This window comes from Bacteroidota bacterium, assembly GCA_016715425.1.
Taxonomy (GTDB): Bacteria; Bacteroidota; Bacteroidia; order Chitinophagales; family BACL12; genus JADKAC01.
The window spans coordinates 600,449-621,695 of record JADKAC010000002.1; the positions used below are offsets into that span (position 1 = coordinate 600,449).

The 21,247-nt window shown below is 35.1% G+C and carries 10 protein-coding genes; 3 read left to right on the forward strand and 7 right to left on the reverse strand.

From position 1 onward, the window contains the following. Positions 1-132: 132 nt before the first annotated feature. Complete coding sequence (locus IPN31_04375; GenBank protein ID MBK8681138.1) at positions 133-2,199, forward strand: T9SS type A sorting domain-containing protein; 2,067 nt, start codon at positions 133-135, stop codon at positions 2,197-2,199. Positions 2,200-2,493: 294 nt separating this feature from the next. Then, positions 2,494-3,921, forward strand: coding sequence for a DUF4221 family protein (locus IPN31_04380; protein ID MBK8681139.1), 1,428 nt, complete (start codon positions 2,494-2,496; stop codon positions 3,919-3,921). Positions 3,922-4,192: 271 nt separating this feature from the next. Here the strand turns inward: IPN31_04380 and IPN31_04385 are convergent, their stop codons facing one another. The 3 genes from IPN31_04385 to kbl form a co-directional block, all read right to left on the reverse strand. Beyond that, the gene (locus IPN31_04385) at positions 4,193-4,738 is read right to left on the reverse strand and encodes a DNA-3-methyladenine glycosylase I (GenBank protein ID MBK8681140.1); all 546 of its coding nucleotides are present in this window, start codon (positions 4,736-4,738) and stop codon (positions 4,193-4,195) included. Then, the gene (locus tag IPN31_04390; GenBank protein MBK8681141.1) at positions 4,735-5,532 is read right to left on the reverse strand and encodes an ion transporter; all 798 of its coding nucleotides are present in this window, start codon (positions 5,530-5,532) and stop codon (positions 4,735-4,737) included. The genes IPN31_04385 and IPN31_04390 overlap by 4 nt, the downstream gene beginning before the upstream one ends. Positions 5,533-5,595: 63 nt before the next feature. Then, positions 5,596-6,786 (reverse strand): glycine C-acetyltransferase, encoded by a 1,191-nt coding sequence (gene kbl, locus IPN31_04395; protein ID MBK8681142.1) that lies wholly within the window; start codon positions 6,784-6,786, stop codon positions 5,596-5,598. Between the two features lie 152 nt (positions 6,787-6,938). On the opposite strand from kbl, the gene IPN31_04400 reads away from it, so the two are divergent. Next, positions 6,939-9,200, forward strand: a complete 2,262-nt coding sequence (locus IPN31_04400; protein MBK8681143.1) for a T9SS type A sorting domain-containing protein — start codon at positions 6,939-6,941, stop codon at positions 9,198-9,200. A 499-nt stretch (positions 9,201-9,699) separates the two neighbouring features. On the opposite strand, the gene IPN31_04405 is transcribed toward IPN31_04400, so the two are convergent. From IPN31_04405 to IPN31_04420, 4 genes are all read right to left on the reverse strand, one after another. Further along, positions 9,700-12,216, reverse strand: a complete 2,517-nt coding sequence (locus IPN31_04405) for a gliding motility-associated C-terminal domain-containing protein (protein MBK8681144.1) — start codon at positions 12,214-12,216, stop codon at positions 9,700-9,702. Further along, entirely contained in the window at positions 12,201-13,598 is a 1,398-nt protein-coding gene (locus IPN31_04410) for a hypothetical protein (GenBank protein ID MBK8681145.1), read from the reverse strand. Before IPN31_04410 ends, IPN31_04405 begins: the two co-directional genes overlap by 16 nt. Positions 13,599-14,063: 465 nt before the next feature. Then, positions 14,064-14,696 (reverse strand): hypothetical protein, encoded by a 633-nt coding sequence (locus IPN31_04415; GenBank protein ID MBK8681146.1) that lies wholly within the window; start codon positions 14,694-14,696, stop codon positions 14,064-14,066. Between the two features lie 1,365 nt (positions 14,697-16,061). Beyond that, positions 16,062-20,921, reverse strand: coding sequence for a proprotein convertase P-domain-containing protein (locus IPN31_04420; protein MBK8681147.1), 4,860 nt, complete (start codon positions 20,919-20,921; stop codon positions 16,062-16,064). Positions 20,922-21,247 lie beyond the last annotated feature (326 nt).

Sequence of the window (21,247 nt, forward strand, 5' to 3'; positions counted from 1 at the left end):
GCGGGAAATAGCTCCTAATTTTTTTTTGTCCTTCAAGTCATCCTTTTTTCACCATCCTCCCTCAGCAATAACAGAAACTTCAAAAAACATTACCTTTCCTATCCGAAAGACTAAAATCAAAAACTATTACGAATGAAAAACCTATTACTCTTATTACTTTTTGCATTACCTACCATTGCATGGACACAGTGCAACACAAGCAACGCCACCGATTGCGATTGCTTAGACGGCAGCGATGATTGCGATTTGTTACCAGATATTTTAGCGAGCCATGATTTACTGGCAGATCCTGAATATCAGCCGGAATCTGTCGGCCTTTTAGGAGTTTCTGTTTCTACTCCTAACCTCGGTCATGGGCCATTGCGGGTGTTTCCTACCGACTATTTTATTTGCGGCGGCGATACGGTGTATAGTCCGGGTGGTTTGGATGAATGCCCGGATGGAAGTGCGCCACATCAGATAATTAATCAGCGCATTTATCATAAAAACGGAACTGAAATGACGTATTGGGATCGCAATGCGGGTACTATGACTTATCACCCAACTCATGGCCATTTTCATGTGGATGATTGGGGAGTTTATTCTTTGCGCATTCCGGTGGAAGGTGTTGAAAATCCACTGGAGTGGCCCATAATTGGCGAGGGTTCAAAGCTTGGTTTTTGTTTAATGGATTACGGTACTTGCACTGGCTATTATGGGTACTGTCGTGATGCGGATAATAATATTGTTACCACAGCGGCGGCACCAAACAGCGGCTTAGGTGGTGGTAATTTTTCATGTGGAATCACCAATCAGGGAATCTCCTGCGGACAATTGGATATTTATCATTACTGGTTAGATGGAATGAATATTATTTTGCCTCCGGGAATTTGTAATGGTGATTATAAAATAGTGGTGCAGGTGGATCCGAATAATTATTTCTTAGAAGAAAATGATGAGAATAATGTAATGGTTGCGGATATAACATTAACAGAACAACTGGAAGATATTACTGAATTACCAATAACAATTACTGGTGATGCATCTGTTTCGGATGATGTAATTCAGAAGTGTGGCGAAGATGTAATTACACTATCGGTTACACCAATTGGAACAAGTTATTTATGGAACAATGGTGCAACAACTAGTTCAATAACTGTTACTGAACCAGGTTCTTATAATTGTACAATCAGCAGAACTTGTGGTGATATAACTACAAGCACAATTGAAGTAACGAATTACGAAATGAGTGCGCCGGTAATTGATCCGGTGGAGTTAGTTTGCGCAGGTACTTCTACTGAAATAAATGCAACTGCATCCGGTGAAATTATTTGGTATGATGCGGCAGAAGGTGGTAGTGTAATTGGAAGTGGTGCTACATTATCTACTTCTGATTTATTTGAAACAACATCCTACTTTGCTGCAAATACAGATATTGCTTTTAGTGCAGAAGGTACTGCGGAGCCACATGAAATAACAGGAGGCAGTCCATACAGTGAAGCTTCTTACAATGGTTATTTAGTGTTTGATGTAACAACAGAATTTACTTTGGTTTCTGTAAAAGTTTATACTGATACACCGGGAGATCGCACTATTGAATTGCGTGATGCAGGTGGAACAGTTTTACAATCTGCAACAGTAAATATTCCATCAGGTGAATCTACTGCAACACTCAATTTTGATATAGCACCAGGAAGCGAATATGTGTTGGGAACAAACACTGCAACTAATCTTTCTTCTTTTGGATATGAAGGACCAAGATTGGAAAGAGCAAGTACTGATGCAGGTGCAACAATTACTTATCCTTATAATGTGGGAGGACTTGCCACAATAACAGAGTCCAGCTATGAGGCGAGATATTATTATTTTTTCGATTGGGAATATAATGCTGAAAAATCATGTACAAGTGCAAGAACAGAAGTTACTGTGAATGTGGAAGAATGTACAGGCATAAGTGAAGTTGCAGGAATAAAAGGATTAGCAATTTATCCAAATCCAAATGATGGAAATTTTAATGTGCAATTTGAAACCAACGCAACAAAAGATTTGACTATTCAAGTATCAAATACATTAGGTCAAATTGTGTATTCAAATAATTATACAAATACAAGTGGAGTTCAAACATATACTTTGCAATTACAACATCTTGCAAAAGGAATTTATACATTGGGAATTATTAGTGATGGTAAAGCAGTGAACAAACAAGTGGTGATAGAATAATTGGAGGATAGAATTTTTTATAGAAAAGGCATGCGATGAGTATGTCTTTTTCTTTTATGTCGAATCGTTTGAGGGTAGAATTGTAGAACTGTAGAATTGGAAAAAGGCGAAGGCAAATGACGATAGCAATGGCAAATTATAGTGCGAGCATATTACCCGCATTTAGCGTTTGTTTGTTGGCTGCGGGAACCTGCACGATAAAATTAAATTTGGATTTTTCATTTTTTTTTTTATTTACAGTTGCTATTCTTTATAAAAGTCTATTTGAATTTATCTCATCTAAAAAAGTTGGTTATGAAAACTAAAATTTTAATTCTTGCTGTTTTTATTCAATCTTTTGTTTTTGCGCAGCAACCGATTCAATTCTCACCATTTAAAAGCTTAAGCAACACATCTAATTTCGATATGTATAGTGTTGCAATTGAAAGAAATGATGTTCTCCCAAAATTCTATACTCATGTGCTATTATATAATAACAATGAAACTAATTATATGCTTTGCTATAATCAAAGCAGAAAGGTTATTGACTATATAAATATGGATAGTTGGGAGTATGCCGGAAATATAGATTTGAAATCATTGAATGGCTATAACCTTGATGAAACCATTTCATCTTTTAATATTCAGAATGATAAATTATTAATAATGCAGGAAGATTATTTATACGTAATTCAACTGAATGGATTGAAAGCAGAATTGATGAATAAATATGTTATCAATGATGAAAAGCAAGCGTTTTATAAAAATAATACACTACTTGGGGATATAAATTTTAAACCGATACTAAATGAAGATGGCAGTGTATATCTTATGAGTTCACGATATGATGTTATGGTAAATGATCCGGAATATTATAAAGGAAATAATGAAGTGCGACTGTTTTTAAATGATAAAAAATTGAGAACTGAATTTGTTCCGGTTACATATCCAGAAAATTATCGCAATGTTTATTATGGATATTATTTTCTTCCAAAAAGAGAAGTGAATAATAACAATATGCATATCTATAGCTACACCATGTCGCCTGAAATTAAAATATGGAATCCTGAATCAAATGAAGCAACAGATTTAATAGTGCGAAGTGCATATCATAAAATGGATGCAACTCCATTAGATCCTATTGCCATAAAAGACAATGCACTACTGATGAAGTTTACGATTGAGGCACCTGTTTATACTTCGTTAAAATATGATTCTTACAGAGATATTTATTATCGCTTTTTCAGACCTGAAATAAAGGAAGGCGAGGATTGTAATACTTGTACTTATAAAAACAAACCATTAGTAATTATGATTTTGGATAATGGATTTAACATTATTGATGAATTATATATGGCCACTTCCATTTACGAAGAGCAAACATCTTTTGTAGGTCCTGAAGGTTTGTATTTATCTTGTGCGAACATTAATAATCCCGATTTCGGAAACAATTATATCTCTTATGATATTCTGAAAGTGAATACCCCTAAAAAAGCGGAAGCAAACACAGATTCCAATTTAAAGCTCATAGCATCAAACGAGGAAGGATTTTATATTTCAGGAGCTCTGAACGATGCTTCAAATGCAGTTGTAACAATTTTCGATTTGAGTGGCCGAATAGTGTATAGAGATATTTATTATGAGAATAAAATTATTTCACTACCGCAGATTGCTAAGGGAATATATATGATTCAAATTGCCAATAACAATGATAGAGTTGTGCTGAAGTGGATTAAAAATTAGAAAAAAATCTTTATTGTTTAAATGCAAACAAAAGAATATTCATAAATTTTTTTATAAAAATCACAACGACAAAGCAGTGAAATTTTATTTCGCTGCTTTTCATTTATAATTCAACGATTCGACGGTTCCACGATTCCACGATTCAATACTTTTTATTTAGCCATCGCCATTTGCTATCGCATAATCCAGTTCTACAATTCTCCAGTTCTACGATTCTACATTTTCAATTACACAATTCAACGATTTGACAGTTCGACAGTTCCACAATAAACTACAAACTCCAAACTGGTTTCTCTTTCAATACTTTTTTATATACCGGACAATCTTCTGTATGTGCCCCTTTTAAATAACCGGTACTCATTAAAAATTCATTTACTATTTCACCACCGGTAAAGCGAAATGTTTTTTTGAAAAGTTTCGTCCATGTTTCTTTATCCGCAGGATGATGATGCTGTAACCAAAGTTGAAATGAGCCATATTCTTTTTGCAATTGCAGAATCGTTTTTGCATTTTCAATAGCTGCATTTATTTTTAATCGATTGCGAATAATTCCTGCATCCTGCATCAGGCGATTAAAATCTTTTTCTTTATAAGCCGCTACTTTTTTAATATTAAAATTGTGATATGCTTTCCGAAAATTTTCTTGCTTATTTAATATCGTTGTCCAACTTAATCCTGCCTGATTTATTTCCAATATCAACCTGCAAAATAATTCATCATCCGTATGCAATGGAAATCCATATTGCGTATCGTGATATATTTTGTGAACGTTTGTTTCATCCTTTGGTAGAGTTGCTATGTATTTACAGTAAGTCATCCGAGTTTATTTCCGCAGTTGCTGCAATAATTTGCTTTTTCAACTTCAAGGTTTTCACCGCAATTTTTGCACGCTATTTTTTTCTTGCTTGCTTTCGCTATTTCAACGGAGATAATTCCAGTAGGTACAGCAATAATACTATAGCCCATCAACATCATTAATGAGGCAATAAATTTCCCTACAACTGTAACCGGCACTATATCGCCATAGCCAACTGTGGTAATTGTAATCACCGCCCAATAAATACTTTGAGGAATACTACTAAATCCGTTTTGACCGCCTTCTACAACATACATTACCGAGCCCATAACAATCACCAGCAACATTACACTAAGCATGAATACAATTATTTTATATGAACTGGCTTTCAATGCTTCCGACAACACTAACGACTCAGTAAAATAGCGTCCTAATTTTAAAATACGGAATACACGCAACACTCTTAATAATCGTATTACTACTAAGAAATGTGCGCCTTTAAAAATTAAACTGAGGAAGGTGGGTGCTATTGATAACAAATCAATAATTCCCCAAAAACTAAAGATATATTTCAGCGGTTTTGGATGACTATAAATTCTTGCGAGATATTCAAGTGAGAAAATAATTGTAAAAGTCCATTCAAGTATACGCAACAATTCTGCGTATTTCATTTGTATTGGCTTAATACTTTCCATCATTACTACCAACACACTTAAAATAATAGTCCAAAGCAAAATCAAATCAAAGTTTTTTCCTGCTTTGGTATGAGTTCCAAAAATTACTTCGTACAATTTACTACGGTAAGGTGCTTGCATAATTATAAAAATAAAAAAGCAACGGCAAATTATCCGTTGCTTTTATGTTTACTTATAAATTTCTCATTTAATCACATTCAAATTCTTTCCCACTTTAATAAATGCTGCAATTGCTTTATCCAAATGTTCACGAGTATGTGCAGCAGATATTTGCACACGGATTCTGGCTTGACCTTTGGGCACTACCGGAAAATAAAATCCAATTACATAAATGCCTTCGGTTAATAATCCTTCCGCCATTTTTTGACTCAACACTGCATCATATAACATGATAGGAACAATAGGATGTTCACCCGGTTTTATATCAAATCCTGCATCCGTCATTTTTTGTCGGAAGTATGTTGTATTCTCTTCTAATTTATCACGCAATTCTGTTGTCTGACTTAATAAATCAAACACTGCAATGGATGCTCCTGTAATTGTTGGAGCTAATGTGTTTGAAAATAAATAAGGTCTTGATCGCTGGCGCAATATTTCAATAATTTCTTTTCTTCCTGAAGTAAATCCACCGGATGCCCCACCCAAAGCTTTACCTAATGTACCGGTGATGATATCAATTTTTCCCATTACATTTCTATACTCATGGGTTCCTCTTCCTGTCTTTCCTAAAAATCCGGAAGCATGACATTCATCCACCATAATTAATGCATCATATTTTTCTGCCAGAATAACTATTTCATCTAATTGCGCAATAGTACCATCCATACTGAATGCACCGTCGGTAACAATTATTCTGTTGCGCAAATCTTTAGATGCAATTAATTGTTTTTCCAAATCAGCCATATCATTATGCGCATAACGAAAGCGTTGTGCTTTACATAAACGCACACCATCAATAATAGAAGCATGATTTAATGCATCGCTGATAATTGCATCTTCTTCATTAAATAAAGGTTCGAATGCTCCGCCGTTTGCATCGAAAGCAGCAGCATATAAAATGGTATCTTCTGTTCCCAGAAAATCAGCAATCTTTTTTTCTAATTCTTTATGAATATCCTGAGTGCCGCAAATAAATCGCACGGAACTCATTCCGAAACCATGTGAGTCAATATATTTTTTTGCTGCTTCAATAACCTTTGGATGACTGGAAAGTCCGAGATAATTATTCGCACAAAAATTTATCACTTTGCTGCCATCTGCTAATACAATATCAGCACCTTGTGGTGAGGCGATGATGCGTTCATTTTTATAAAGTCCTGCATCTTTTATTTCAGTTATTTCCTTTTGTAATCGTTGTTGCATTGATGAATACATATCTTAAAATTTTATGTGGTGAAATTAAGTAATTGAAATAGTTAATCCCTATTTTCTTCTTTACATTTACAATTAAACAATTACAATTACTTGTGATTATTGGTAATTGCATTCACTACAAGCTTTAACTTTAAGTATTAAATACTTCATACATGCGACGCTATCTACCATTCTTATTTTTTATCGTTTGTTATTCCGCAGTTTCAGGTCAGGAATTAATTCGTGGAATTATAAATGATTACACTTCTGCAAATGGCTATACTTGTTCAAATGCTTTGTTGGTTGATGATGCTTCTTCATTTTCCGCAGGAGATAAAATTTTAATTGTGCAAATGAAAGGAGCTACAATTAATGAAACCAACTCTTCATCGTTTGGAAACGTTACTGATTATGGAACTACAGGTAAATTTGAAATAAATGAAGTGGCCTTTTCTGAAACAGGTGTTTTGTATTTAAACTATATCATCTCGCATGATTATGATTATTCAGGTTTTGTACAAGTGGTGAGAATTCCGGTGTATGCTGATGCAATTATTGACAGCACACTTACATGTAAATCCTGGGACGGAAACACAGGTGGCATACTTGCATTTTTTGTGGAAGGCACACTTACAATACAAGCAGATATTGATGTAAGTGAAAAGGGATTTCGTGGTGGTGAGTATGAAAATTATCCGGACTCTTGTCCATTTGGTTTTGCATGGACAGGTTACAGAACAGGAATTGATTCGGGAAATGGTGCTGTAAAAGGAGAAGGTTTTGCAACAGTAACAGATGAAAAAAGAGCAGGCAGAGGCAAGCTTGCAAATGGCGGCGGTGGTGGTAATGATCATAATGCAGGAGGTGGTGGCGGAAGTATGGGAGGTAATGGTGGTGTTGGAGGCGAAAGAGTTGCAACTGTATTTTCTTGTCCGGGAACAGGTGTTGGTCAGAGTGGTTTTTTACCTGATAATTCCAATAGTGAAAACAGAATATTTCTTGGTGGTGGTGGTGGCGCCGGACATGGAAATAATGGATATTCAAAAGCAGGTGGAAATGGTGGAGGCATTATTTTTTTATCCGCAAATACTTTAGATGGAAATGGATATACTTTAAAATCAAATGGAACAAGTCGTGAATCTGTACTTGGTGATGGAGGAAGCGGAGGTGGCGCAGCCGGAACAGTATTATTAGATATTTCTGCATTAGACTCTGATGTATTGATAGAATTAAAAGGAGGCAATGGAAGTGATATAACAGGCGATGGATGTACAGGTCCGGGAGGTGGTGGCGGTGGTGGATTAATAAGATTTACAGGCAGCACTTTACCTATAGGAATTTTTTCTGATTTATCCGGTGGAATTGCAGGAACAACATTAACTGAAGCAAGTGATTGTTATGGTGATAGCAATGGTGCAACAGATGGATCTTATGGTGAAACAATAAGTGATTGGCCGATGTTAATCAGCAGTGAAATATTTATAAATGATTTTGCAAACGTAAATAATGATACTACAATTTGTTTGGGTGAATCAGTAACATTAGAAGCAAGTGGCGGAGTAATTTATAATTGGAGTCCTGCAACATGGTTAAGTGCAACTGATATTTCAAATCCAATATGTACTGCCGAAAATTCTACGACATATACTGTAGTTATTACAAATGCTGCGGGTTGTTTTGATACAGCAGAAGTTACTGTAACTGTTGTTCCGGGAGTGGATGCAATTGCCGGTCCGGATACCTCTGTTTGTGGCGCAAATCAAGTTCAATTTTTTGCAAGTGGTGGTGATGATTTTCTATGGAGTCCATCAACCGGAGTAAGTAATATTTATATTGCAAACCCTATTGTGTTTGTAACTGAATCAACAGATTATTTTGTAACCGTAAGCAATGGAGTTTGTAATGATATTGATACCGTAAGTATAGTTGTAAATCCATTACCGGATATTATTACAAATAATGATACTACAATTTGCCTTGGTGAAACTATAGTGTTAAGTGCTTCCGGTGCGATGATTTATTCATGGGAGCCAACTACTGCTATTCCTTGTATTGATTGTAGTTATATGGAAGTAACGCCACTGAATACTACAGAATTTACGGTTACCGGGACAAATGCGGATGGATGTATGACAAGTGAAAGTATTATTGTTACTGTTGAAATTTGTCAGTCTGTATTTAATGCAACTACATTGAATTATATTATTTATCCAAATCCATCAGATGCATTTTTTATTATTCAATTTGAAGATGTAATTACAAAGTCAATTGATTTTAATTTATTTGCTGCTGATAATAAATTGGTGTATCATTCTGAATTATCTGCCGGTGAAAAACAATTTAAAATAACAACTGCTGCATTGCCGTCGGGAATATATTTTTATAAAATGCAAAATGAATTGATTTATATAAATGGGAAATTGATTGTGGAATAGAGAGAAAATAAATAACTACATAATCATATAGAAATTACACGGAGATCACGAAGGAAAAACACGGAGCTTCACTGAGAAAAAAAATATTTTTAATAAACATGAATTTGATAGAACAACTGCACAAACGTCCTCCCCCTCCTTCGGCGGGTAAACAGTTTGAGGGAGGATAAGAGGTGGGTCAAAACACAATAAAGAAGTGCTACAACTTTATTTTAGAAAAAAAACGTGACTATCCGGAGAAATAAATAGAAAAAAAAATAACCACATAGATAGATACATAAATACATAAATAATATTCTATTTTTTTTCTATGTTCCTATGTGGTTAAAAAATTATATAATTACCCTTATCAAAATCAAATTGAAAATTACACGGAGATCACGAAGAGAAAAAACACGGAGATCAAGGAGAAAAAATTAACCACATAGATATTTAGATTCATAGATACTATTCTTTTTTATTCCTATGTTCCTATGTGGTTAAAAAAATTTCGAAAAAATTATTTCAGCAGAGTAACATTGCCCGCTCGGTTGATACGAATATTCCCTTTTAAGATTATTTCAGCGGTCCATGCATACACTCCAGTATTTAAATATTGACCTTGAAAAGTACCATCCCAACCTTTATCAATTACATCCGCAGGAACATGTGTTGCACTGAAAATTAATTTACCCCAACGATCAAATACTTGCAACGATTCTATATATAAAATATCAGGTCCGTAAATAAAGAAGTGATCATTTTTTCCATCGCCATTTGGAGTAAATGCCGAAGGAGCAAATATGGTTTCATCAGGATCATATGTTACATACACAGTAACATCATCAATTGCAATACATCCATTATCATCTGTTGATGTTACAAAATAATTTGTTGTTTCAATTGGAAATACAAAAGTACCTGTACAATCCACACAATCAACTCCAATAGCAGGAGACCAAATTACACTGCCAGCAGGATATGCTTGCAGATAAACACTATCACCAATTATTAATGATTGATCTTCACCCGCATCTACCACATTTTCTGTAACAACAATAAATTGGTTATCTGTTGCTACACATCCATTCGAATCTGTGTAGGTATAATTAATTGTATATGGACCACCCGTTCCTGCAACAGAAGGTGTAAAATATTCACCTGAAATTCCTTCACCACTTAACACACCACCTGCAGGAGAAAATGTCAATTCTATTGGATCAGCTTCAAGACATAATTGTGTTGGAGAATTCAAACCTACTAATGGCAACGCATTTACAAAAGTGTTTTTATAAATAGTATTTGAGCAACCGGACCCATTTACAAAATCATATTCTATTGTATAAGGACCACCAACACCGGCAAATGCAGGATCGAAAATATTATCAGTAATACCGGGTCCGCTGAAAGTACCTCCCGATGGTACAGGAAATAAAATTGAAGAAGAATCATTAATACAATACTCATCATCCAACCCTGAAAAATTTACTGCAGGTAAAGGATTTACGTTTAAGGTAATACTTACTATACTATCGCAACCTGCAATTGATTCAAAAGTAAATTCATACACACCCGCCACTGAATCTACACTACCATCCGGCATTATAAAAGTATCGCCTTCGCAAATTGAAACGGAACCATAGGTTGTAGGAATTATATTAAAATTCAGATGTGTCGTAATTATGGAATCGCATCCGGAAATTGAAATAAAAGTTGATGTATAATCACCGGCATCAGAAACAATAACACCATCCGGCAAAGTATAAATATCACCTTCACAGATTATTGCAACAACGGTAGTTGAATAATTAGAATTTACTATAAGATTTGTGGTGATAATTGAATCGCAACCTTTCATTGAAATTAAATTGCTTATATATGTTCCGCTAATTGTTGCAGAACTTCCATCAGGTAAAGTATAAAGATCTCCTTCGCAAATAACTGTATCTACTATTGTTGCAAAAGATGAATTCACACCCAAATTAGTAGTGATAATGGAATCGCAACCACTTACACTTACAAGATTAGAAAAATATGATCCCGCTATTGTTGCAGTAGCCCCATCAGGTAATAAGTAAACTTCTCCTTCGCAAATTATTGTATCAATGAATGACTCATAAATTGTATTTACAATTAGGTTGGTCGTAATTATTGAATCACATCCGAATGCACTTGTTAATGTCGTTGTGTAAATTCCAGAAGTTGAAACAGAACTTCCATCAGGTAAAATATAATCTGCACCATCGCAAATTTCCGCATCAATAGTTGTGGTGTAACTTGAAATAATATTTAAGTTAGTTGTGATAATTGAATCACATCCGAATGCACTTGTTAATGTTGTTGAATAAATTCCACTTGTTGAAACAGAACTTCCATCAGGTAAAATATAATCTGCACCATCGCAAATCTCCGCATCAACTGTTGTGGTATAACTTGAAATGATATTTAAGTTAGTGGTGATTATTGAATCACATCCAAATGCACTTGATAAAGTTGTTGTGTAAATTCCAGAAGTTGAAACAGAACTTCCATCAGGTAAAATATATTCTGCACCATCGCAAATTTCTGCATCAACTGTTGTGGTATAACTTGAAATAATATTTAGGTTGGTGGTGATTATCGAATCACATCCAAATGCACTTGTTAAAGTAGTTGTATAAACTCCACTTGTTGAAACAGAACTTCCGTCTGGCAAAATATATTCTGCGCCATCGCAAATCTCCGCATCAACTGTTGTGGTATAACTTGAAATGATATTTAAGTTAGTGGTGATAATTGAATCACATCCGGAAATTGAAGTAAGTGTTGTTGTGTAAACTCCACTTATCGAAACCGAACTTCCATCGGGTAAAATATATTCTGCACCATCGCAAATCTCTGCATCAATAGTTGTTGTGTATGCTGCAATGATATTTAAGTTAGTGGTGATGATTGAATCACATCCGAATGCACTTGTTAATGTCGTAGTGTATGTTCCCGCAATTGATGTTGTTGATCCATCCGGTAAAATATAATCTGCATTTAATGGCCATCGCAAATTTCTGCATCAACGGTTGTGGAATAACTTGAAATAATATTTAAGTTGGTTGTAATAATCGAATCACATCCGAATACACTTATTAATGTTGTTGAATAAATTCCTGCAATTGATGTTGTTGTTCCATCAGGTAAAATATAATCTGCACCATCACATATTTCCGCATCAATAGTTGTGGAATAACTTGAAATAATATTTAAGTTAGTGGTGATAATTGAATCACATCCGAATACACTTATTAATGTTGTTGAATAAATTCCTGCAATTGATGTTGTTGTTCCATCAGGTAAAATATAATCTGCACCATCACATATTTCCGCATCAACTGTTGTGGTATAACTTGAAATAATATTTAAGTTGGTTGTGATAATCGAATCACATCCGAATACACTTATTAATGTTGTTGAATAAATTCCTGCAATTGATGTTGTTGTTCCATCAGGTAAAATATAATCTGCACCATCGCAAATCTCCGCATCAACTGTTGTGGAATAACTTGAAATAATATTTAAGTTGGTGGTGATGATTGAATCACATCCAAATGCACTTGTCAATGTCGTAGTGTATGTTCCCGCAATTGATGTTGTTGATCCATCAGGTAAAATATATTCTGCATCATCACATATTTCCGCATCAACTGTTGTGGTATAACTTGAAATAATATTTAAGTTGGTGGTGATGATTGAATCACATCCGAATACACTTATTAATGTTGTTGAATAAATTCCTGCGATTGATGTTGTTGTTCCATCCGGTAAAATATATTCCGCACCATCGCAAATCTCTGCATCAACAGTTGTGGTGTAACTTGAAATAATATTTAAGTTGGTGGTGATGATTGAATCACATCCTGATATTGAAGTAAGCGTTGTTGAATAAGTACCGCTTATAGAAACCAAACTTCCATCAGGTAAAATATATTCTGCGCCATCACATATCTCCGCATCAACGGTTGTAGTGTAACTTGAAATTATATTTAAGTTGGTGGTGATTATTGAATCACATCCGAATGCACTTGTTAATGTCGTAGTGTATGTTCCCGCAATTGATGTTGTTGATCCATCAGGTAAAATATATTCTGCACCATCGCAAATTTCTGCATCAACGGTTGTGGAATAACTTGAAATAATATTTAAGTTGGTGGTGATAATTGAATCACATCCAAATGCACTTGTTAATGTCGTAGTGTATGTTCCCGCAATTGATGTTGTTGTTCCATCAGGTAAAATATAATCTGCGCCATCGCATATCTCCGCATCAATTGTTGTGGTATAACTTGAAATGATATTTAAGTTAGTTGTGATAATTGAATCACATCCGGAAATTGAAGTAAGTGTTGTTGTGTAAACTCCACTTGTTGAAACAGAACTTCCATCAGGCAAAATATATTCTGCACCATCGCAAATCTCCGCATCAATAGTTGTGGTATAACTTGAAATGATATTTAAGTTAGTGGTGATAATGGAATCACATCCGGAAATTGAAGTAAGTGTTGTTGTGTAAACTCCACTTGTCGAAACAGAACTTCCATCCGGTAAAATATAATCTGCACCATCGCAAATTTCTGCATCAACTGTTGTTGTGTATGCTGCAATAATATTTAAGTTGGTGGTTATAATTGAATCACATCCAAATGCACTTGATAAAGTTGTTGTGTAAATTCCAGAAGTTGAAACAGAACTTCCGTCAGGTAAAATATAATCTGCACCATCACAAATCTCCGCATCAACTGTCGTGGTATAACTTGAAATAATATTTAAGTTGGTTGTGATGATTGAATCACATCCGAATATTGAAGAGAGTGTTGTAGAATAAATCCTGTTGAGTCCACGGAATAATTCAAAATTCTACACATATCTCGCATCAATAGTTGTAGTATAACTTGAAATTATATTTAAGTTGGTGGTGATGATTGAATCACATCCGAATGCACTTGTTAATGTAGTTGAATAAACACCACTTGTCGAAACCGAACTTCCATCAGGTAAAATATATTCTGCACCATCGCAAATTTCTGCATCAATAGTTGTTGTGTAACTTGATGGGGGGGTACCCTCGGTAAAAAATTCTGCACCATCGCAAATTTCTGCATCAACGGTTGTAGAATAACTTGAAATAATATTTAAGTTAGTTGTGATGATTGAATCACATCCGAATGCACTTGTTAATGTTGTTGTGTATGTTCCCGCAATTGATGTTGTTGTTCCATCAGGTAAAATATAATCTGCACCATCACATATTTCCGCATCAATAGTTGTGGAATAACTTGAAATAATATTTAAGTTAGTTGTGATAATTGAATCACATCCGAATGCACTTGTTAATGTGGTGGTATAAACTCCCGCAGTTGATGTTGTTGTTCCATCAGGTAAAATATAATCTGCGCCATCACAAATCTCCGCATCAACTGTTGTGGTATAACTTGAAATAATATTTAAGTTGGTGGTGATGATTGAATCACATCCAAATGCACTTGTCAATGTCGTAGTGTATGTTCCCGCAATTGATGTTGTTGATCCATCAGGTAAAATATATTCTGCATCATCACATATTTCCGCATCAACTGTTGTGGTATAACTTGAAATAATATTTAAGTTGGTGGTGATGATTGAATCACATCCAAATGCACTTGTTAATGTCGTTGAATAAGTGCCGCTTGTTGAAACAGAAGTTCCATCAGGTAAAATATAATCTGCACCATCGCATATCTCCGCATCAACTGTTTCTGAATAAACAGGATTTACTAAAAGATTTGTTGTGATTATAGAATCGCAACCGTTGATAGAAATTAAATTGCTTACATAAATTCCGCTTGTTGTTTCCGAACTTCCATCGGGTAATAAATATGTTTCGCCATCGCAGATTGTTGCATCAACTGTTTCTGAATAAATTGGATGTACTAAAAGATTTGTGGTGATAATAGAATCGCATCCATTGATTGAAATTAAATTGCTTACATAAATTCCAGTTGTTGATTCGGTTGTTCCATCAGGTAATAAATAAGTTTCGCCATCGCAGATTGTTGCATCAACTGTTTCTGAGTAAATTGGATTTATTAAAAGATTAGTTGTGATAATGGAATCGCAACCGTTGATAGAAATTAAATTGCTTAAATTAGTTGGAGTTGCTTTGTGGTCCTCAGGTAAAGTATGTTCCCCATTTCTGCATCAACTGTTTCAGAATAAATCGGATGTACTAAAAGATTTGAGGTGATAATGGAATCGCATCCGGAAATACTTACAAGATTTGAAACATAAATCCCACTTGTTGTTTCCGAACTTCCATCAGGTAATAAATAAGTTTCGCCATCGCAGATTGTTGCATCAACTGCTTCTGAGTAAATTGGATTTATTAAAAGATTAGTTGTGATAATCGAATCGCAACCGTTGATAGAAATTAAATTGCTTACATAAACTCCGGATGTTGTTTCTGTTGATCCATCAGGTAATAAATAAGTTTCGCCTTCACAGATTTCTGCATCAACTGTTTCAGAATAAATCGGATGTACTAAAAGATTTGTGGTGATAGTAGAATCACAGCCATTGATAGAAATTAAATTGCTTACATAAATTCCAGTTGTTGATTCGGTTGATCCATCAGGTAATAAATAAGTTTCGCCTTCACAGATTTCTGCATCAACTGTTTCTGAATAAATTGGATTTACAATTAAGTTGGTTGTAATGATCGAATCGCAACCGTTGATAGAAATTAAATTGCTTACATATATTCCAGTTGTTGATTCCGAACTTCCGTCGGGTAATACATATGTTTCGCCATCGCAGATTGTTGCATCAACTGTTTCTGAATAAATTGGATGTACTAAAAGATTAGTTGTGATAATGGAATCACAACCGTTGATAGAAATTAAATTGCTTACATATATTCCAGTTGTTGATTCCGAACTTCCGTCGGGTAATACATATGTTTCGCCATCGCAATTTAAATTGTTTGAAAATTGGATTTATTAAAAGATTTGTAGTGATAATTGAATCGCATCCATTGATTGAAATTAAATTGCTTACATAAATTCCAGTTGTTGATTCGGTTGTTCCGTCAGGTAATAAATATGTTTCGCCTTCACAGATTTCTGCATCAACTGTTTCAGAATAAATTGGATGTACTAAAAGATTTGTGGTGATAATGGAATCGCAACCGTTGATAGAAACTAAATTGCTTATATAAATTCCAGTTGTTGTTTCGGTTGATCCATCAGGCAAAGTATATGTTTCGCCATCGCAAATCTCTGCATCAACTGTTTCAGAATAAATCGGATTTACTAAAAGATTAGTTGTGATAATAGAATCGCAACCGTTGATAGAAATTAAATTGCTTATATAAATTCCACTTGTTGTTTCCGAACTTCCATCAGGTAATAAATATGTTTCGCCTTCACAGATTTCTGCATCAATAGTTTCAGAATAAATTGGATGTACTAAAAGATTTGTGGTGATAATGGAATCGCAACCATTGATAGAAATTAAATTGCTTACATAAATTCCAGTTGTTGTTTCGGTTGATCCATCAGGTAAAGTATATGTTTCGCCTTCGCAAATCTCTGCATCAACTGTTTCAGAATAAATCGGATGGACTAAAAGATTAGTTGTGATAATAGAATCGCAACCGTTGATAGAAACTAAATTGCTTATATAAATTCCAGTTGTTGATTCGGTTGTTCCATCAGGTAATAAATAAGTTTCGCCATCGCAGATTGTTGCATCAACTGTTTCTGAGTAAATTGGATTTATTAAAAGATTAGTTGTGATAATAGAATCGCAACCATTGATTGAAATTAAATTGCTTATATAAATTCCAGTTGTTGATTCGGTTGTTCCATCAGGTAATAAATAAGTTTCGCCATCGCAGATTGTTGCATCAACTATTTCTGAATAAACAGGATTTACTAAAAGATTTGTTGTGATAGTAGAATCGCAACCATTGATTGAAATTAAATTGCTTACATAAATTCCAGTTGTTGATTCGGTTGATCCATCAGGTAATAAATAAGTTTCACCTTCACAGATTTCTGCATCAATAGTTTCAGAATAAATCGGATGTACTAAAAGATTTGTGGTGATAGTAGAATCACAGCCATTGATAGAAATTAAATTGCTTACATAAATTCCAGTTGTTGTTTCGGTTGATCCGTCAGGTAATAAATATGTTTCGCCTTCACAGATTGTTGCATCAACTGTTTCTGAGTAAATTGGATTTATTAAAAGATTTGTAGTGATAATAGAATCGCATCCATTGATTGAAATTAAATTGCTTACATAAATTCCGCTTGTTGTTTCGGTTGATCCATCAGGTAAAGTATATGTTTCGCCTTCGCAAATCTCTGCATCAATTGATGATGCATAAGAAGTGTTTACGGAAAGATTAGTAATAATGGTTGAATCACATCCTAAATCAGTTGATAATGTTACTGAATAAGTTCCGGCAGTTGTAACAATGCTTCCATCGGGCAATATATAATTTTCTCCCACACAAATTGTATCATCCAAAGCAGAAGCATAACTTGGATTGAAAGTTACATTACTAACAACAACACTATCACATCCGGTAATGGCAGTTAAAAAACTGGTGTATGAACCATTGGCATAAACAGTTGTGCCATCAGGTAAAACATAAATTTCACCATAGCACATTGTAATATCTTCCGATAAATCGTAATTAGGATTAACTATTAAAGTAGTTTCAATGATTGAATCGCAACCTGATATGGAAGGAATGACGGTATTATATATCCCCGAAACATCTACAGCAGAACCATCCGGCAATTCATAATAATCTTCTTCGCAAATTTCTGCATTTACATAATTTGTGCTTACCGGATTCACGGTTAAAAGTGTTGTAATAATACTATCACAACCATTTATTGTAGAAAGCACTATCGGATAAGTGCCGGAAGAAAATACAGTTGTTGCATCAGGTAATATAAATCCTTCGCCATCACAAATTTCGATATCCACTAATGCAGAATACACCGGATTAATTGTGATAGTGGTAGTAATAATACTATCGCATCCATTGATAGTTAAAAATGCATCAGTATAAATTCCGGCTGCATTTACGATAGAACCGCCTGGTAATAAATAATTATCACCATCACATAATTCTACATCGTTTGCAATGCTATAACCTACATCTATTGTTACTACAAAATCTGCAGTTGCAGAAGCACAACCACCCGAGGCAGCAATAGAATTTGTGATAATATAAGTACCCGGTGTACTGCCATCTAAATCAATTTTTCCAGAGGCGGAATTAATAACTATTCCTGCAGGTGTTGCAATGAAATATCCGGAAGAAGCACCCGCTGCAAATATGGGTAATGGATCAATTTCATAACTGCAATATGTGGTAGAAGCATAACTAAAATCTGCCAACGGCGCATCTGTTATTGTAATTGTTTGAGTATCAATTTGAGGACAAACACCTAATGTTGTATAGGTAATTGTGTAGGTTCCAATTCCTGTTGTACTTAAATCTATTTCTCCTGTTGCGGTAGAAATAAAATCTACACCTACTCCACCAAAAATTCCCCCTGATAATCCTGTTATTGTTGGAATAGGATCAGTAGCTGTTTCGCAAAATGTGGAAGAAGCATAGCTAAAGGATGCGTCATCGGATTCAACAATTGTAATGGAATAAGTATCACTTACATCCGGACAAGAAACGGTACCTGCAATAAAATTTGTAATGGTATATGTTCCGGGAGTAGATGCGCTTAAATCAATTTCTCCCGTACTTGAATTTATTATTAATCCGGACGGAGTTGCACTCCAAACACCGGAAGTAGAACCCGGAGCTAAAACCGGAGTTGGGTCTGTTTCATCAGCACAAAATGGTGAACCGCTATAAGTAAATGTAGCAAATGCTTCGGGTACAAAAGTTACTGTGGCAGTTTCAGTTGTAGAACATCCTGCAGTTTCTGTTACTGTTACACTATAGGTTGTTGTTGAAGTAGGTGATGCTGTAACAATGGAATCTGTTGTGGATGAAAGTCCTGTTGCCGGCGACCAAGAATAACTATCAATTGAATTTGTACATAAAAATGAAATTGACCAATCCTTTAAAGTACCAGAAAGTCCTGCTTCATCATCATCCACTTTTAATTGCCAGTCTCCGTTTACAGCCGAGCCTGTTAAAACACTAAAGGGTTGTTCAGGTTTAAAGCTCCCCGTAAAGGGTGGTGTACCAGAAGTAATGGAAGGGACGCCTGTTACAACAAAACATGTATTTGTATAATTATCACCAGCTCCTCCATTATCTGTACTTAATTGAATAGATGTTCCGGAAGGCGCTATTAATGAAATATCCAAATCAGCATCATAAGTATGCAGAATATTCAAACAAACTTTATCGAGCATTGCAGGAGAAAAGGTAGAGGGCACAATTCCGCTTACTGTTATAGGTGAATATGTAATCGGACCTCCACCATCATGAATAGTATAATCTGTAAGATTTTGAAAAGTAGTTGCAGTGCAGTCACCGCTTGAAGGGCTTGCATCTACGGATAAAACTACAGAACCGCCAGCACAAATCTCACTTGTTGAGGGATCAATAATTACAATTGGTCCGGTGGAAATTTCAATGGGAAATGTAGAGAATACCGAAGGACAAGTGGCTGTTGCAGGTATTGTATTCGTAATAGTATAACTACCGGCAGTAGATGCACTTAAATCAATAACACCGGTTGAAGAATTAATAACAACGCCTGCTGGCGAAGATGTCCAGCTTCCTGATATTCCTCCGGGTACAAGAATCGGAGAAGGATCCGGGTCAGATAAACAAAAGGGTGAGCTTGCATAAGAAAAACCGGAAAGGTCTTCATTCACTGTAACCGTAACATCTTCCGTCCAGGTAAATCCATCGCAATCGGTTAATGTAGCAGTATAAGTTGTGGTAGTAGTTGGTGTAACAGAGATAGAATCGCCAACCCCTATAATAGTTCCGCCGCTTGTCCATACAATACCCGTTGGTGTAAACTGCACTGATTCATCAGAGGTAACCCATGAAGTACTGTTTCTTCCAGGATAAGTATATGCAATGCTTCCTGTTAAATTGTGAACCCCCTCAGTAGCTGTTCCGCCAGCCCAACTAGGACAATTTGGTTTGTAAATCAGATGGTTTTTAATAATATTGGATGTTTCGTAAATCACTATCTGAAATGATCCTTCCGTAGCAGTACAGGAAAACATGGGTACATCTTGCCAGCTTATAACTAATCTGCGATTCGGAGCAGTGCCATACGTTTTATATTTTACACAGCCTGTACATAATCCAGTATGCCAATCTTGCCAAGGTCCCATTATACAATTTTTCGGAACAGAAGCAGAGGTACTTGGAATAGTGGCAGATTCATAAGTAGAAGCTAAGGCCCCAGGACCACCGAAGCTGATCCAGCCATTTGAGCCGACATAAAACTTTGTAAATGTCTCATCAAAAAAGCAAAAGTCAAAACCAATGTCATATGGACCCTTGTAAGTATCATCCGTAAGCGATACTGTAGTTCCCGAATGTGTTTCACTTTCAAAAGGTATTGTGCCAAATTCATAGGCAGAAGTACCTGCGCTTGGTGAAGAATATACTTCCAATGGAATAGCATCAGAGGAACATATTACAGTATCAGAAGAAATTATTAATTGACTGAAACTGAAATAAGATGAAAAAAATAAAATAGTTGTAAGTAAACCTCTTTTCATTCAATCCCCCTCCTAGGCACTTTATATCTCTGCACAAATAAATTTCTCTCAAAGGCTTTGGGTGTATCAGGTTGAAAATTTGGGTTGACAAAAAATTTAGAATAAATCGCAATTTGACACCATAAGTATATTTTACCTTTCGCTTTAATCTCCGGAGTTGAGGGAATCAAAAAATCCGTATTGCAAAAAAAGGCGGTGTGTGTAGTCCACGGAGAAACCTTAACATTATAAAAGTTTCTCATTTAGTAGTTCCAAAATTAATTCAGTGGCTAAGTTAAACTTTAATATTAAACAAGAACTATATTTACCAATAATTTAAAATGATT

What these genes read in the sequence shown, in the direction of transcription:
- IPN31_04375 (MBK8681138.1), top strand. Translation starts at nt 133, where the DNA reads ATGAAAAACCTATTACTCTTATTACTTTTTGCATTACCTACCATTGCA.
- IPN31_04380 (MBK8681139.1), top strand. Translation starts at nt 2,494, where the DNA reads ATGAAAACTAAAATTTTAATTCTTGCTGTTTTTATTCAATCTTTTGTT.
- IPN31_04385 (MBK8681140.1), bottom strand. Translation starts at nt 4,738, where the DNA reads ATGACTTACTGTAAATACATAGCAACTCTACCAAAGGATGAAACAAAC.
- IPN31_04390 (MBK8681141.1), bottom strand. Translation starts at nt 5,532, where the DNA reads ATGCAAGCACCTTACCGTAGTAAATTGTACGAAGTAATTTTTGGAACT.
- kbl (MBK8681142.1), bottom strand. Translation starts at nt 6,786, where the DNA reads ATGTATTCATCAATGCAACAACGATTACAAAAGGAAATAACTGAAATA.
- IPN31_04400 (MBK8681143.1), top strand. Translation starts at nt 6,939, where the DNA reads ATGCGACGCTATCTACCATTCTTATTTTTTATCGTTTGTTATTCCGCA.
- IPN31_04420 (MBK8681147.1), bottom strand. Translation starts at nt 20,921, where the DNA reads ATGAAAAGAGGTTTACTTACAACTATTTTATTTTTTTCATCTTATTTC.